General features: G+C 61.1%; 13 protein-coding genes. 8 read left to right on the top strand and 5 right to left on the bottom strand.

Features of this window, described 5'->3' with window-relative positions; translation table 11 throughout:
• Nucleotides 1–4 precede the first annotated feature (4 nt).
• From FXB41_RS09735 to FXB41_RS09750, 4 genes are all read right to left on the bottom strand, one after another.
• Nucleotides 5–964 (bottom strand): ABC transporter permease, encoded by a 960-nt coding sequence (locus FXB41_RS09735; protein WP_007596117.1) that lies wholly within the window; start codon nt 962–964, stop codon nt 5–7.
• Complete coding sequence (locus FXB41_RS09740) at nt 961–2,073, bottom strand: ABC transporter permease (protein ID WP_007596118.1); 1,113 nt, start codon at nt 2,071–2,073, stop codon at nt 961–963. The genes FXB41_RS09735 and FXB41_RS09740 overlap by 4 nt, the downstream gene beginning before the upstream one ends.
• Nucleotides 2,066–3,607 (bottom strand): sugar ABC transporter ATP-binding protein, encoded by a 1,542-nt coding sequence (locus FXB41_RS09745; RefSeq protein ID WP_219681621.1) that lies wholly within the window; start codon nt 3,605–3,607, stop codon nt 2,066–2,068. The genes FXB41_RS09740 and FXB41_RS09745 overlap by 8 nt, the downstream gene beginning before the upstream one ends.
• A 66-nt stretch (nt 3,608–3,673) precedes the next feature.
• Nucleotides 3,674–4,804 (bottom strand): sugar ABC transporter substrate-binding protein, encoded by a 1,131-nt coding sequence (locus FXB41_RS09750; protein WP_219681622.1) that lies wholly within the window; start codon nt 4,802–4,804, stop codon nt 3,674–3,676.
• A 690-nt stretch (nt 4,805–5,494) separates the two neighbouring features.
• On the opposite strand from FXB41_RS09750, the gene FXB41_RS09755 reads away from it, so the two are divergent.
• From FXB41_RS09755 to FXB41_RS09790, 8 genes are all read left to right on the top strand, one after another.
• Nucleotides 5,495–6,496, top strand: a complete 1,002-nt coding sequence (locus FXB41_RS09755; RefSeq protein WP_219681623.1) for an autoinducer 2 ABC transporter substrate-binding protein — start codon at nt 5,495–5,497, stop codon at nt 6,494–6,496.
• Nucleotides 6,497–6,623: 127 nt separating this feature from the next.
• On the top strand, nt 6,624–8,090 hold the full coding sequence (locus FXB41_RS09760) for a sugar ABC transporter ATP-binding protein (RefSeq protein WP_376707489.1): 1,467 nt from the start codon (nt 6,624–6,626) through the stop codon (nt 8,088–8,090).
• The gene (locus FXB41_RS09765; RefSeq protein WP_219681625.1) at nt 8,083–9,087 is read left to right on the top strand and encodes an ABC transporter permease; all 1,005 of its coding nucleotides are present in this window, start codon (nt 8,083–8,085) and stop codon (nt 9,085–9,087) included. The genes FXB41_RS09760 and FXB41_RS09765 overlap by 8 nt, the downstream gene beginning before the upstream one ends.
• The gene (locus tag FXB41_RS09770) at nt 9,084–10,091 is read left to right on the top strand and encodes an ABC transporter permease (protein WP_007596126.1); all 1,008 of its coding nucleotides are present in this window, start codon (nt 9,084–9,086) and stop codon (nt 10,089–10,091) included. Before FXB41_RS09765 ends, FXB41_RS09770 begins: the two co-directional genes overlap by 4 nt.
• Before the next feature lie 6 nt (nt 10,092–10,097).
• Nucleotides 10,098–11,516 carry an FGGY-family carbohydrate kinase gene (locus FXB41_RS09775; RefSeq protein ID WP_219681626.1) on the top strand — a complete coding sequence of 473 codons (1,419 nt, stop codon included), beginning with the start codon at nt 10,098–10,100 and terminating at the stop codon, nt 11,514–11,516.
• Nucleotides 11,513–12,226 (top strand): class II aldolase/adducin family protein, encoded by a 714-nt coding sequence (locus FXB41_RS09780; protein WP_219681627.1) that lies wholly within the window; start codon nt 11,513–11,515, stop codon nt 12,224–12,226. The genes FXB41_RS09775 and FXB41_RS09780 overlap by 4 nt, the downstream gene beginning before the upstream one ends.
• Nucleotides 12,227–12,618: 392 nt before the next feature.
• Nucleotides 12,619–13,401, top strand: a complete 783-nt coding sequence (locus tag FXB41_RS09785; protein ID WP_219681628.1) for a Crp/Fnr family transcriptional regulator — start codon at nt 12,619–12,621, stop codon at nt 13,399–13,401.
• A gap of 169 nt (nt 13,402–13,570) precedes the next feature.
• Complete coding sequence (locus tag FXB41_RS09790; RefSeq protein WP_219681629.1) at nt 13,571–14,422, top strand: hypothetical protein; 852 nt, start codon at nt 13,571–13,573, stop codon at nt 14,420–14,422.
• Nucleotides 14,423–14,427: 5 nt separating this feature from the next.
• On the opposite strand, the gene FXB41_RS09795 is transcribed toward FXB41_RS09790, so the two are convergent.
• Complete coding sequence (locus FXB41_RS09795) at nt 14,428–14,715, bottom strand: hypothetical protein (RefSeq protein ID WP_007596131.1); 288 nt, start codon at nt 14,713–14,715, stop codon at nt 14,428–14,430.
• Nucleotides 14,716–15,024 lie beyond the last annotated feature (309 nt).

Below are 15,024 nucleotides of genomic sequence, written 5' to 3' on the forward strand. Positions count from 1 at the left end.
CCATCTAGCTCGTGACGCGTTCGCCCCGCCCGTAGACGAGCAGCATGAAGATGATAACGAGACCATAGATCACCTGGCGGCCCGCCTCCGGCATCTCCATGATCGACAATACGCTGTTCAGGAGCACGATCAGGACGACGCCGATCAGCGTGCCGAGATAGCGGCCGCGGCCGCCGAGGATGTTGGTGCCTCCAATCACGACGGCGGCGATCGAGGGCAGCAGATAGGCGTCTCCCATGCCTTGGTAGGCCTTGGTGGAATAGCCGGCGAGCAGCACGCCCGCGAGCGCGGCAGCAAGGCCGCAGAGCACGAAGCAGACCACCGTGACGCGGCGCGTGTTGACGCCGGCCAGATAGGCCGCCGCCTCCTTGTTGCCGATGGCGTAGATGTAGCGGCCGAGCGACATGCGCTGCAGGATGACGACCACCAGCACGGACACCGCGGCCCAGACGAACAGCGCGTTGGGAATGCCGAGCGTACGATCGCCCGCCAGCATCCGCATCAGGTCGGTCGCCCCGGTCTGCGGTGCGTAGCCGCCAGTATGCGCGACCATCAGGCCGCGCATCACGGCATTCACGCCCAGCGTAAAGATCATCGAGGGGACCCGCAGATACGCGACCCCGACGCCGTTGACGAGCCCGACCAGAACGCCGACCCCGAGCCCGACCGGAATTGCGAGAGGACCGCCGACCGAGGTCGCCATCATGGCCGCGGCGGCGAGCGTCCAGGGCACCGACAGGTCGATCTGCGCGATCAGGATCACGATCATCATGCCGGCCGAGACGATCCCGAGGAACGCACCGATCTGCAATTGCTGCAGAAGATAGGCCGGAGACAACAGGGGAGCGCTGCCGAAACGGGCGAATGTGTAAACCGTACCCGCGACGAGAATGACGACGATGAACGCCGCCGCAATCAGGATCGGGCGGTCGTCGCGCGAGAGACTGAATGAGGCCGCCGTCATCGAAACAGCTCCAGCGTGTTCTTGACGCGTAGCATGCCCAACGCGCCGATGCTGACGGCAGCGAGCAGGATCACGCCCTCGAACAGCGGCTGCAGAAGAGGGGCAATGTCGAAGATGCGGAAGAAGAAGGAAATCACGCGCAAGACCATGGCCCCGAAGATCGACCCGATCGCACTGCCGGTTCCGCCAAGCAGCGAAGTGCCGCCGATCACCACGGAGGCGATCGAGTTGAGCGTATAGGCGCCGGCCTGCGGAATGTCCGCATTCCCAGACGACGTCTGGATAGCAAGGAAGAGACCGCCGCAGCCGGCGAAGAAGCCCGCGAGCGTGAAGGCGGCGATCTTGGCGCGCTCGATCGGAAGGCCGGACATATAAGCCGCGCCCTCGGCCGAGCCGATCGCATAGACGGCGCGGCCGAGAACGGAGCGGCGGAACGGCACCCACACCAGCAGCGGAATGAGAACGAGAAGCACAAAGGGCACCGGGATCCAGGCGAACGGCGCAAACCAGGCAGCCGCGCCATCGTCGAAGATGTGCACGGTCGAGGCGAAATCGCCGAGCGAGTTAGTCAGCGCCCAGTTCAGATCAACATCGATCTTGCCGCCCGGGGTCGGACGCAGGAAAAGCGCGATGCCGATGTAGACCGCGCCGGTCGCAAGCGTCGCGATGATCGGCTGGATGCGCCCATAGACGACGACGCAACCATTGATAAAGCCGGCAGCCGCGCCGATCGCAAGGCACACGGCGATCCCGAGCAGAATGCCGCTCACGCCGCCCGGAAAGGTGCCGAGGCCGAGATGCACGCCGAACATGTCGAGATGCAGCGGCGCACCACCTGCCGCGCCGGTCAGGAGGTAGCTCGCAAAGCAGCCCACCATGGTCATGACCGCTCCGACGGAGAGATCAAGGCCCGACATCAAGACCGGCACTGTCTGCGCCATCGCCAGCATGGCGAGCGCAAAGATTTCGTCGCCATTCTGCACCAGCACGGCGGAGGAGAAACCGCGGGGATGCGCGGCGTTGTAGAAAATGTAGAGGGCACAGAACAACAGGATGGCGGTGACCAGACCGATGTTCTGGCGGATCCTGATCGCGATATCGTCAAGCATGCGCCGCCCCCGCTGCGGTATCGGTGTCGACATTCAGGGAGCTTGCGACAATGTTGGTCTCGGTGAGGTCGTCGCCCTCGAGCTCGCGCACGATGCGGCCGTCATACATGATGACGACGCGGTCGCAGCAGCCGATCAGCTCGTCATAGTCGGTCGAGTAGAACAGGATTGCGGCGCCCTGGTCGGCGAGTTCGCGCATCAGCCGGTAGAGCTCCTGCTTGGTGCCTACGTCGATTCCGCGCGTGGGATCGTTGAGCAGGATGATGCGCGGATCGGTCATCAGCCATTTGGCGAGCACGACCTTCTGCTGGTTTCCGCCCGACAGCGTCGAGACCGCATCACTCGCTGCGTCCAACTTGATCTGTAGCCTCGCGATGGCTCGCTGGATCGCGGTGCGTTCCCGGCCGGTATCGATGAATGGGCCAGTGGAAAGCGCGTCGAGCGATGCGATCGCAAGATTGTCCGCGATCGACATCGGCAGCATCAGTCCTTCGGTCTTGCGGTCCTCAGGGACGAGCGCGATGCCGACCGATTTTGCCGCCGCCGGGGAGCCGGGACGTACTTCGCGATCCGCCACCGTGAGACGACCAGTGACGCCGCGCAAAACACCGAACAGAGCAAGCAACAGGGATTTCTGGCCCTGCCCGTCGAGACCGCCGAGCCCGACGATCTCGCCGGCGCCGATGCTCAGTGAAATGCGATCGAGCTGCCTCTCCCAGCACAGGTTCTCGAGCGCCAGCACCGGCTTCGCGGCATTTCGCGCAGGCTTGGGCGGATACTGGGCCGCGATGTCACGCCCGATCATGAGCTGGATGATATCGGCGGTCGAACGCCTCCCCTTGTCGAAGGTCTCGATATGGCGGCCGTTGCGAAACACCGAGGCGCGGTCGGCGAGCGCCTCGACCTCGTGCATGCGGTGCGAGATGTACAGGATTGCGACGCCCGCGGCCTTGAGCCGTGCCAGCATCGCATAAACCTTCTCCACATCGGCGCTCGTCAGTGCCGATGTCGCCTCGTCGAGGATAAGCAACTGCGGCCGCTTGCCGAGCGCCTTCGCGATCTCGACCACCTGGCGCCTCGATAGGGGCAGATCGCGCACGCGCCTCAGGGGGTTGACGTCCTCACAGCCGATCTCGGACAACAGTTCTTCGGCGCGGCGGCGCTGGGCCTTCGCATCGATCAGGCCGAACCGCCGCGGCGGGGATGCAATGGAGATGTTGTCCGCGACCGAGAGGTCGGGCATCAGCGATAGCTCCTGAAAGATGCAGACGACACCGGCTGCATTCGCCGCCGACGGCGTGGCGAAGCTGACCTCGCTCCCCGCGAGGCGCATGCGGCCGCTGTCGGGCTGCACCACACCGGCAATGATCTTGATCAGGGTCGACTTGCCGGCGCCGTTCTCGCCCAGCACGGCGTGGATCTTGCCGCGCTCGCAGGCGAAATCGACCCCTTCCAGCGCCCGAACGCCGGCATAGCGCTTGGAGATGCCGGCAAGCTCCAGGAAGGCGGATTGCGTCGGGTCGGCAACCGGCATGCCCGGGCCTTCACGCGACGGCGGCCCGGCGAATGCCGGGCCGTGACAGAGACATCGCTGGAGCCGTCACTGGGTGTTCTTCTCGCTCTGCGACATGATCTCCGGCGCAGTGAAGTTCACGCCGCACGGCGTGAACTGATTCGGCGCGAAGAAGTTGGCATTGAGCTCAGGCCAGTAATTCGTGCCGGGCTTGAGATCCTTGTAGGTCGCCACTGGAATCGGGATCGAGATCAGCTGCGGCATAATGTTGCCCTGCAGCGCCGAGATCGCCGCCTTGGTCGCGATCGCCACCAGCGCCGGCGATTGGCCGTAGGACATTCCCTTCAGTCCGTCCTTGGCGTGATCGGCGATCTGCTTGCGGTACTCGTTCTCGCCCTCACCCGACATCGGCACAAAGGGATGCTTGGCAGCCATCAGCGCCTGCACGGTGCCGTCGGATCCGCCCTGGGTGAATACTCCATCGAAATGGCCATGCACTGCTAGCGCATCCGCAGTCACCTTCTGCGAGGTGCCGGTGTCCCAATTACCCACCACCTCGGTGATTTTGAAGCTGTTGCCGGGCGATTCTAGTACCTCGCGGAAACCGAGATGACGGTCGCGGTCGACGGAATTTCCCGGCAGGCCGCGGACTTCAAGGATGTCGCCGGATTTCTTGCCGCTCTCGTCGATCAGCCATTTGGCCGACATCCGGCCCATTTCCTTCTGGTCCTCGTTGACCATCATCACCTTGTCGGTGTCGAGGACGTTGTCGAACGGCACCACCACGACGTTGTTCTTGTCGGCAAGACGGATGATGCGATCAAAACCGTCGGGAGCGACCGCAATGGTAACGATTGCGTCGAAGCCTTGGTTGATGAAGTCCTCCATCGCGCCAAGTTGCGCCGCCACATCGGTCCCGGTGGAAACGACCTTGAACTCCTTGATGTTCTCTTTGATACCCGGCTGATCGGCGAAAGCCTTGGCAGTCTTCACCATCTGGATGCGCCAGGTGTTGCCGACAAAACCGTTGACCAGCGCGATCCTGTAGGGGCCCGCCTTCTTGGGCCACTGAAAGAATTTGGTCTCGGACGACCATGGCTTGAAGCAGGCGGGGTCGGCGCCCGGGCCGGAGACGACCTTAGGACCTGCCAGAGCACTCACCGATGACAACAGCAAGCCGGCGCAAGCCAGCCCCGTCAGACGAAGCGTCCACACCATGTCGTGTCTCCCTGAGCGTTTGTGTTCCACCCTAACGCGGCGCGTAGCCATGCCGGGAATTGACCTTCCCGTGCGCGTGTTGCGTTAGGATGGCACGCAACTTGCGATGCTGACAAGCCGAGGGCGGACGCTCCGGCGCGAGACACGATCTGCACGCACGGCCAACCGACGACAATTGCGGGAAGCAGAAAACGTAACAATGACAGTCGGATGTTCGTGGGCGGCAAGGGATTGTGCAACGGCGAAGCTGGCCGTGGCCGGCCTTTCATGGTGGCATCCACGCGCGTGACGAAAAAAATGACACTCAGGGAAAAGTGTGAATCGCGACGCGAAGCCGAACGAAGCCCGCTTGCTGAAGCTGGGTTGAAGCCAGAAGCCCGGACTACTTGCTTTCGTCCGGCAGGGTCGCGTAGCGCTCCTTCGCTGAGATGATCGCTGTAGGAACGCCGATCGCTCGCAGCTCCTCACTCAGCAGCTCGAAGACGCGATCAGGTATCGCACTGCGACGTGGCTGGCGAACATCTCGCTTGCTTGACACGTTCTGGAGTGCCGGTCTCTAATCTCCCTCAAGGTCCTGCGGTTGGACAGGCAACTCTTTCTGCCCCCAAGCAAGAACAGGCTCGACTGCCCCCACCCATCGACTCTCAGATCGAGGGTGCGGAATCCAAGATAGTTTCCTGGGAGGGAACAATGGACAGACGTCAGACGCTCAAGCTGATCGGTGGTACGGCCGCGTTTGCCGGTGCCGGTTTTCCGGGCCTTGCCTTTGCGCAAGCCCAAAAGGAAATGGTCACGGTCGTGAAGATCGCGGGAATTCCGTGGTTCAACGCACTTGAAAAGGGAATCCAGAAGGGTGCGAAGGACTTCAGCATTAATGCCACTATGGTTGGCCCGGCGAACGTCGATCCGGCACAGCAAGTAAAGCTCCTTGAGGATCTGATTGCCAAGAAAGTCAACGTGATCGGCTTGGTCCCGCTTGATGTAAAAGTCTGCGAGCCCGTGCTGAAGCGCGCCCAGGCCGCCGGAATCAAGGTCATCACGCATGAGGGTCCGGAACAGGAAGGTCGTGACTGGAATGTGGAATTGATCGACTCCGTTCGCTTCGGCGAGGTGCAGATGGAACGTCTCGCCAAGGACATGGGCGGCGAAGGTGATTATGTGGTCTATGTCGGGACTCTTACGACGCCGCTTCACAACAAATGGGCCGATGCCGCGATTGCCTACCAGCAGAAGAATTTTCCGAAAATGAAGCTCGTCGCCGACCGCTTCCCCGGCGCCGACGAGATCGACACCAGCCAACGCACGACGCTCGACGTGATCAAGGCCTATCCGAACCTGCGTGGTATTCTCGGCTTCGGTTCGAATGGACCTATCGGGGCCGGAAATGCTGTGCGTCAACAACGCCTTGGCAAGAAGATCGCCGTGGTCGGCACCGTGCTGCCGAGCCAGGCGAAGTCGCTTATCGCGGACGATACGATCCGCGAAGGTTTTCTGTGGAATCCCACCGATGCGGGATACGCGATGGTCGCGGTGGCCAAACTCGTGCTCGATGGCAAACCGATCACGGATGGCGTCGATGTACCCGGCCTTGGCAAGGCAGCCGTCGACGTTGCAGGAAAGCAGATCAAGGTGGACAAGATCATGCGCATCAACAAGGAAACCATCGACGGGCTGATCGCCGGAGGGCTCTAGGCCGACACCCGTTTAGTCGCCTCATCGCGCTGCATTCCCGGCCCTTCCGGTCGGGAATGCAGTACCACTCGAGTGATCGCACGATCGAACGTCCATTGCAGGCGAACCTTTGGCGACTTTCCTGGAGATGTCCGACATATCGAAGCGCTTCGGCGGCGTGCACGCGCTCCGCGGCGTCGATTTCACTCTGGAAGTCGGCGAGGTGCATTGCCTGGTCGGTGAAAACGGCTCCGGAAAATCCACACTGATCAAGATCATTTCGGGCGTCGAGGCAGCGGAGCCTGGCGGCCGCATCGCAATTTCCGGCAAGGAATATCCCAAACTAAACCCGGTCTACTCCACGCATTGCGGCATTCAGGTCATCTACCAGGATCTTTCGCTATTCCCCAACCTCACCGTCGCCGAGAATATCGCGATGGCGCACCATCTTGGCGGCCTCCATTCGGTGAACTGGGCCTCAATGCGCGCCACCGCGAAGACCACAATGGCAAGGATCGGCGTCGAGTTCGACCCGGACGCGAAAGTCTCAGAGCTCAGCATTGCCGGACGCCAGCTGATCGCGATCTGCCGCGCCTTGGCTGCGGATGCCAAACTCCTGATTATGGATGAGCCGACGGCATCGTTGACCCGCCACGAGGTGAACGCCCTGATCGCGCTCGTAAGGGAGCTGAAGCGTGCTGGCATCTGCGTCGTTTTCGTCAGTCACCGTCTCGACGAGGTGCTTGAAATCGCCGAACGCGTAACGGTACTGCGGGATGGCGCCAAAGTCGGTACTTTTGCTGCAGACACAATCGACGGTGGGAAACTCAGCCATCTGATGACCGGTAAGTCCTTCGAGTATCAGGTACAGGCGCCTGAGCTTGCCGCTGGCCCGGTCGTGCTGGAAGTGAAGGGCCTTGGCCGCCAGGGTGAGTATGAGGATGTAAGCTTGCAGTTGCGCGCAGGGGAAGTGGTGGGTCTCACCGGTCTGCTCGGCTCGGGTCGAACCGAACTCGCGCTATCGCTGTTCGGCATGAAGCCGCCCGACCGCGGCACCATCTTGCTTGACGGGCAGCCGATCGCGCTCCGGACAAATGCAGAGGCGATCGATCGAGGGATCGCCTATGTATCCGAGGATAGGCTTACGCTTGGTCTCATCCTGAATCAGTCCGTCACGGCGAACGTCACGCTCACCGTGCTGGAACGTCTGGCTGGCGCATTCGGCCTGATTGCCGCAGGCGCGCGACAGAGCCATGTGGCTCGGTGGGTCTCCGAACTCGGGATTAAGGTCTCCAACCCGGCCAACGCGGTGAAGACCCTCTCCGGGGGCAATCAGCAGCGGGTCGTGCTCGCCAAATGGATGGCGACCAGCCCGCGGGTGCTCATCCTCGATAGTCCTACGGTGGGCGTCGACATCAGCGCCAAGGACGGAATCTATGAAATCATCCGGCGGCTGGCCCGCGACGGCGTTGCGGTGCTGATGATATCAGACGAAATCCCGGAGGTCCTTTATCATAGTCATCGCGTGCTGGTGATGCGGGAAGGACGTTTGACAACCGATGTGGCTGCCGCAGCCACTTCCGAAGATGCGCTTCGGCAGGCCGTCAATGCCTGAATCGCGCATTGCATCATTTGGGAGGTTTCGTCGCAGCCATGAGTTCTGGCTGCTGATGGTAATCCTCGGGCTCTGCGCCAGCTTGGGCTTCGCGAATGCCCAATTCCTGACCGTGCAGAATCTGTTTGATCTGCTGACCTCCTACGCCTTCGTCGGCGTCCTGGCGCTCGGACTATTGGTCGTGCTGATCGCCGGGGGTATCGACATCTCGTTCACCGCCACCGCGTCCGTGGCGCAATATGTCACACTCTCGCTTGCCAATGCTTACGGCGCGAACTGGATCAGCGTCTTTGCGATCGCGATTGGGATTGGCGGTGCGCTGGGTGGCCTCAATGCGATCTTCATCCAGAAACTTCGAATACCATCGATCATCGTTTCGGTCGCAACTCTGAACATTTTCTATGGACTTCTGATCTTCTTCACCGGCGGCAAATACATCTATTCGTTGCCCGACTGGTTTGCGACCGGAATATTCTGGTTCGAATTCGAATGGGGCAAGGATAGCTCGTACGGCATCAACCTGCAGATCCTTGCGCTCGCGCTGGCGTTTCTCGTCACCTGGCTCCTGCTTAATCGAACTAATATCGGCCGGCAAATCTATGCCATGGGAGGCAATGCCGACGCTGCACAGCGGCTCGGCTTCCACATTTTCGGTCTCAACATACTGGTCTATTGCTACATGGGTGTCATGGCCGGAATCGCCTCCCTGATCCAGGCACAACTCGCGCAATCCGTTGCCCCGACAGTGCTGGTAGGCAAGGAACTCGATGTGGTCGCCGCCGTCGTGCTGGGCGGCGCCAGCTTGATGGGCGGCGTCGGCACAGTCCTCGGCACGTTTTTGGGCCTGACACTGCTCGCGGTGCTCCAAAACGGAATCATTTTGTTGGGCGTTTCGTCCTACTGGTCGCCGTTCTTCGTCGGTTTGGTTATTCTCATTTCGGTCTCAGCGACCGCCTGGTCCCAGCGAGAGCGGCGAACCCGGAGCGCGCGCCGATGAGCAATGCGCCCGCCCTCTCGCTTCGCCGGCGTATGGTCGGCCTCGCCGGCAGCGGCACGGTCACCACCCTCACCCTGCTGTTGTTCGCGCTCTGGGTGGCGTTCGCGATCACGATCGGCGACCGGTTCTTCTCGGTCAACACGCTGCAATCCATGGCTTTCCAGATGCCCGAACTCGGCATCCTCTCACTTGCGATGATGCTGGCCTTGCTATCCGGCGGACTCAACCTTTCGATCATCGCGACCGCCAATCTGTCCGGACTGACCATCGCCTTCCTGCTGACGCACTACATCCCGGGGAGTCAGGGCCTTGCCTGGGTCGGCATTCAGGTGCTGGCGATCGCTGCAGGATTCGCAGTGGCCGCATTGGTCGGCCTCCTCAACGGTTTTGTCATCGCCTATCTCGGCGTTTCGCCGATCCTGGCCACGCTCGGCACGATGACGCTCTGCAAGGGCATCGCGATCGGCCTGTCGCGCGGTAACGTCATCTCCGGATTTCCGGAGCCCATTGTATTTATCGGCAATGGAACGGTTTTCGGGGTACCCTTTGCTTTGATCGTACTTGTGTTCTGCGCCTTGCCCGTCGCGCTCATGCTGAACGCGACGCCGTTCGGGGCAAAGGTTTACATGATCGGCTCGAACGAGAAGGCGACCCGCTACTCCGGCGTCGATACACGCGCCGTCCTCCTCAAACTCTATGTGTTTTCCAGCTTGCTCGCGGGCGTGGCAGCGGTGGTCATGTTGGCACGTTTCAATTCGGCCAACGCAGCATACGGCGAGAGCTATCTGTTGGTCACCATTCTCGCGGCCGTCCTCGGCGGCATCGATCCGTTTGGTGGCTTCGGCAAAGTCGGCGGGCTATTGCTTGCGCTGATCATCCTTCAGGTGATCTCATCGGCATTCAACCTTCTGAACCTCAGCCAATTCCTCACGCTGGCGATCTGGGGTGGAATCTTGATTGCCGTCGCGGCGGTTCCTCATTTCGCCGGCAAAGCGCCGCGGTAGCCAGCGATGATGCGCTCGATCGCCTCGCCCCGTATCGCAGTTCTCGACATTGGCAAGACCAATCTCAAACTGCTAGTGGCGAGCGAGGACGGCTGGCCGCTCGAAACACATGCGCTTCCAAATGTGCCGATGACTCAGGGCTCGTACCTCGCCTATGACCTTGCCGGGTTAGAAGAGTGGTTTCTCGATACCCTTGCCGTCGTGTCTCAACGCCATGCCATTGGAGCCGTGATCGTGGCTGCGCATGGATGCGGTGCGGTTCTCGTCGACGGTGATACGCCAGTGCTGCCGATGATGGACTATGATGCCGTCTCTCCACCGGCAATCGATGAAGCATATGCGCGAATCGCGCCCGGTTGCGATGAAGTGTTTTGCGGAATCGGAGGGGCGATGCGGCTAGGAAAACAGCTGCTGTGGCAGGAAAGCGCGTATCCCCTCGAATTCGCCCGCGCAAAAACCTATCTGACCACCGCGCAGTTTTTTGCCTTGCGGCTTGGCGGACGTGCGGCCAGTGAAATCTCACAGCTCGCGGCTCAGAGCCATATCTGGGACCTCATCCACCAGCAGCCTTCTTCTCTTATGCGCAAGCGCGGCTGGACACATCTGCTGCCCGAATGCGTACCCGCCGGCGAGGTGCTAGGGACGGTTTCGGAATCCGTAGCCAGGCGCTCCGGCCTGGCGCAATCGACCGAGATCCTCTGTGGCGTCCATGATTCCAACGCCAACCTGTTCCGCTACAAGGCCGCCGGCATGGCCGATGCCACGATCCTATCGACCGGTACCTGGATGATCGGCTTTCAGCGCGGCCTCCCCCTGGACAAACTCGATTGCACGCGCGCGATGGTTCTCAATATCGATGTCGATGGCGAGAATGCACCTTCGACATTGATCGCGACCGGCCGCGAATACGACCTGATCCGCGGGAACAATTGTGCTTCCGATGCAGCCGTCCTTGCCGCATTGCCCACCCTGCTGTCGAGGGGAACCCTGGCGCTCCCCTCATTCGTCGGCGATGATGGATTGTTTCCGGGCGCGGCTCGCCGCGGACGGGTCATCGGACCGCCCCCCGAAACGCCTGCCGAATGGCAGGCATTGGCGGTGCTCTACGCAGCATTCAGCGCAAACCGCTGTCTTGATGCGCTCGAGAGCTCAAAACGCATAGTCATCGATGGTGGCTTTGCCGCAAACCTGCCCTTCGCCCGTTGCCTTGCGACTTTGCGATCCTCGCAGAGCGTCTGGGTGAGTCGGTCTCCGGACGGAACGGCGCTTGGCGCTGCGCTGCTGTGGCGGCGGTTCTCGCGTACGCTGCCGGTTTCGAGCGTGCTCCTTGAAGCCGTCACATCACTCAGCAACGATGGGTTCGAACCGCGCGACCTTTCCGCCGCCTACCAGTCCTGGATCGCTTTCTCGGAGCCGTCTTCATGACAGACCACAATCATGCCGATCTCCGCCAAGGCATTGTCGATACCTGCAGGGAGATGAATCGAAACGGCCTCAATCAGGGCACATCCGGCAATCTTTCGCACCGGATTCCAAACGGCATGCTGATCACGCCTACCAGTCTGCCCTATGATCGGATGCAGCCAGACGACATTGTCGCGATGGATTTTGCCGCGAACTACCAGGGCAACCATCGGCCTTCATCCGAATGGCGCTTTCATCGCGATATTCTGCGAGCACGCGAAGACGTCAACGTCGTGCTGCATACGCATTCCACCTTCAGCACGATTCTCGCCGTTCATGAGCGTGGCATTCCCTGCTTCCACTATATGGTTGCAGTTGCGGGTGGCAACGATGTGCGCTGTACGCCATATGCTTGTTTCGGCACTCAGGCACTATCGGACTACGCCCTCAAGGCCCTCGAAGATCGCAACGCTTGCCTCCTTGGCCATCATGGCTTGATCGTGACGGCCCAAACGTTCGAAAAGGCGCTTTGGCTCGCCGTGGAGGTGGAGACGCTGGCGAAGATGTATGTCCATGCGTTGGCTATCGGCGAGCCGCCGCGCCTCAGCGACGCTGAAATGGCGCAGGTACATGAGCAGATGAAACGCATGGGATACGGCCAGGCGCCTGATCTTGACGATGTCGGCGATGTTCCGCGCGCCCTCCCTGAGTCGAAACGGACGGCACATTGATGGTGGATTTCGCGGACAGCTGCCACCAAGTTCGCTCGGCACCGGCCCACGCAGAACGAAGGCCGAGGCCGGATGTGCGGGTTTGACCGTCACAGCCCTTGGGCAGAAGACGTGCGCGAACAATCAGGCTTGCCCGCTTCACCGCTCAACAGTTCAACGACTTAGCTTGTCGATCGGCTCCGCGCAATTGCGGCAGGATACGCCGCCCTCACCGGGAGAAGAACCTCGTCATCGACGCAGACCTGATCCCGGGCGCCGATGGCGCGTCGCCTTTTTCGCGCGTGCGGGGCAGACAAACAATCACCTGCATGGAGTGAAACTATCAAAGTTTAATGCGCTCTGTCGTTCTCATCGATCAGATTGGGGACGGGTTCTGAGTTATTAGGCGACCAATGCAGGCAGGATTTGCGTTCTCCAAGCTCGCCGACCGGTTGGCGAGCCTCACTCCCGTAACGGCTGACGATCTCCACCTGCTCGCGGACATGGCAAGCACAATCGCGCATCTCAGTTCGCGTCAGGCCGTTTTGCGGCATGGCGATGATACCACCCAGTGCTGCCTGCTGCTTCAGGGATATCTGTCCTGGCAGGATGCAGAGAGTACGGACGGGCAGATCACGTCAATCCATGTTCCCGGTGACATCGCCGATCTACACACGCTTTATCGTCCTCGCGTTGACGGCAACCTGATCGCGCTCGGGCCCGCCATCGTCGCTCTCGTGCCACACCGCTTCTTTCACGATTTGTCCGCGCGTTCGCCTGCGATGTCTCGCGCATTGCTGCTGATGCTGCTCACCAGCCACGCCATTCAGCGCAACTGGACGGTGAACCTGGGTAGTCGTGATGCATTGACGCGAGTGGCGCATCTGCTGTGCGAGATCACCACCCGCCTGCAAAGCGTCGGCCTGGCGAGAGATCTCAGGCTGCCGTCACCCTTTACCCAATCGGACCTTGCGGCAGCGTGCAGCATTTCCCCAGTGCATGCGAACCGCACAATTCAGGAACTGCGACGATGCAACCTCCTGCAATGGCAGGGTAAGACGGTAACGATCACGGACTGGCCGGGACTCGTGCGGCTCGCAAGATTCGATCCGACTTACCTGGGCATTCAGTCCAGCCGCGACGATGCGTCGTCCTCGCGTCTCAGGCCACTTACGGCGGACCTTGCGCTCGCTTGAGCCCGTTTCGGACGACACCTTGACGGATTGCGGAGCGTGCAATCAGGGCCTGCCGCGCTTCTCCAATGACATCATCCCAATTATCTGGCGTCCTCTGATGAAACAGCCGCAGGCTCGGATACCAAAGGGAGTGGGACTCGGATGACGGCCAGCGCCAGTCGCAATCCGCATGCAACAAGACCCACGCATCACAGCCGAGTGCTCCCGCGAGATGGGCCACCATGGTATCGACGCAAATGAGCAGATCGAGCCGCTGGAGGAGATGACCGAGAACCGTAATGTCAGGTGTGCTGACGTCCCTCGCGCCGATCTCGGCCAGTTCGCGCGCTCGGGCCCCGCGTTGCAGCGAGCAGAGCGTCACGCCGGGAACGTCAAGTTGCCCCAACAGGGACGGCGGGATGGTCCTTCGTTTGTCCCAGTTGCCGACTTCCCAAACCAGACCGACGGCAAGCCTTCGCAGTCCAAGACCTGGAACTTCAAGACCTGGAACTTCAAGACCTGGAACTTCAAGACCTGGAATTTCGAGACCTCGAAGTTCAAGACCTCGCACTTGCGCAAGTGCTGGCGCGACCGCCGGCGGCAGCGATACGTAAGGTGCCCGCATCTCGACGTGCTCCCGCCCCGCCCTTATGGCATGCGGCACCTCCATGATTTCGACATCGGCTTCGAAGTCGACCTCAGGCGTACCATCATGGAGCGCAAAGGCCCGATCGACGCCAGCCGTTCGCTCGACCAGCGGCAGAAGCTCGCCCTGGCACCAGACCGTGACCCGGCGCGCGACGTCACGAAGCGGCCGCATGAAGCGCAGGAACTGGATGGTGTCGCCGAGCCCGTGGTAGCAGCGGACCAGCACATCCTTGCCCGTCAGCTCCTCGCCGCGCCAGATACGCTGCAGGTGCCGAGGCCCGGTGTGCTTGGGTGGATACGCAAGCATCGCCAGATCGCGGTCGCTGATCGCCCAGGCGCGTTCGAAGTCGCCTGCCCGCATCGCTTCCGTCCAACTAACCGACACTCGCGGTGATCCGATCAACGCCGCACGAATTTGTGAAAACGGCTCATCTTGCCATCCTTGGTGCGGTCCTGGTGAAGGAACGCGATGCCGGTCTCGTCGAACTTCGCGAAGAATTCGTCCCAGCTGATCCGGTCGAGACCTTCGTCGGGCGGATCGAAATCGATGCGCAGGATACCGGCGTGTCCGTCCTCCTCGGTAGCCTTGACCGTCGCGGGCTTTCCGCCGCGTTCCTCCGCCCATTTCCTGATCACGTCATGGCTGGTGGTCTGCTGGGCTTCGCTGGTTTGTGATTTGGTTGACATGTCACACCTCGACTGCTGACAAAGAGCGAGCGACGAATAGGTCGTCGCGTCAGACTGTTCGCCGTGAACGCCGGACGGAAGGATTTGTTCTTTCGTGGTGTCGGGCTCTCTCAGAGCATCATCTTCTTCATCTTCATCATGGAAGCTTTTAGTTCCCGCCAAACTGCTCGGGATTCTATCCCAGGTTAAGGGCGCGAAATTTTTTTGGCCGGAATCTGACGTAGTGCCGTGAGTTCAGGAACGAACATACGTTCCTCACGTTCGCCGACGTACTTACGTCAACACTGCAAGTCTTCAACACTGCAAGTC

The sequence above is a fragment of the Bradyrhizobium canariense genome (assembly GCF_019402665.1).
Classification (GTDB): Bacteria; Pseudomonadota; Alphaproteobacteria; order Rhizobiales; family Xanthobacteraceae; genus Bradyrhizobium; species Bradyrhizobium canariense.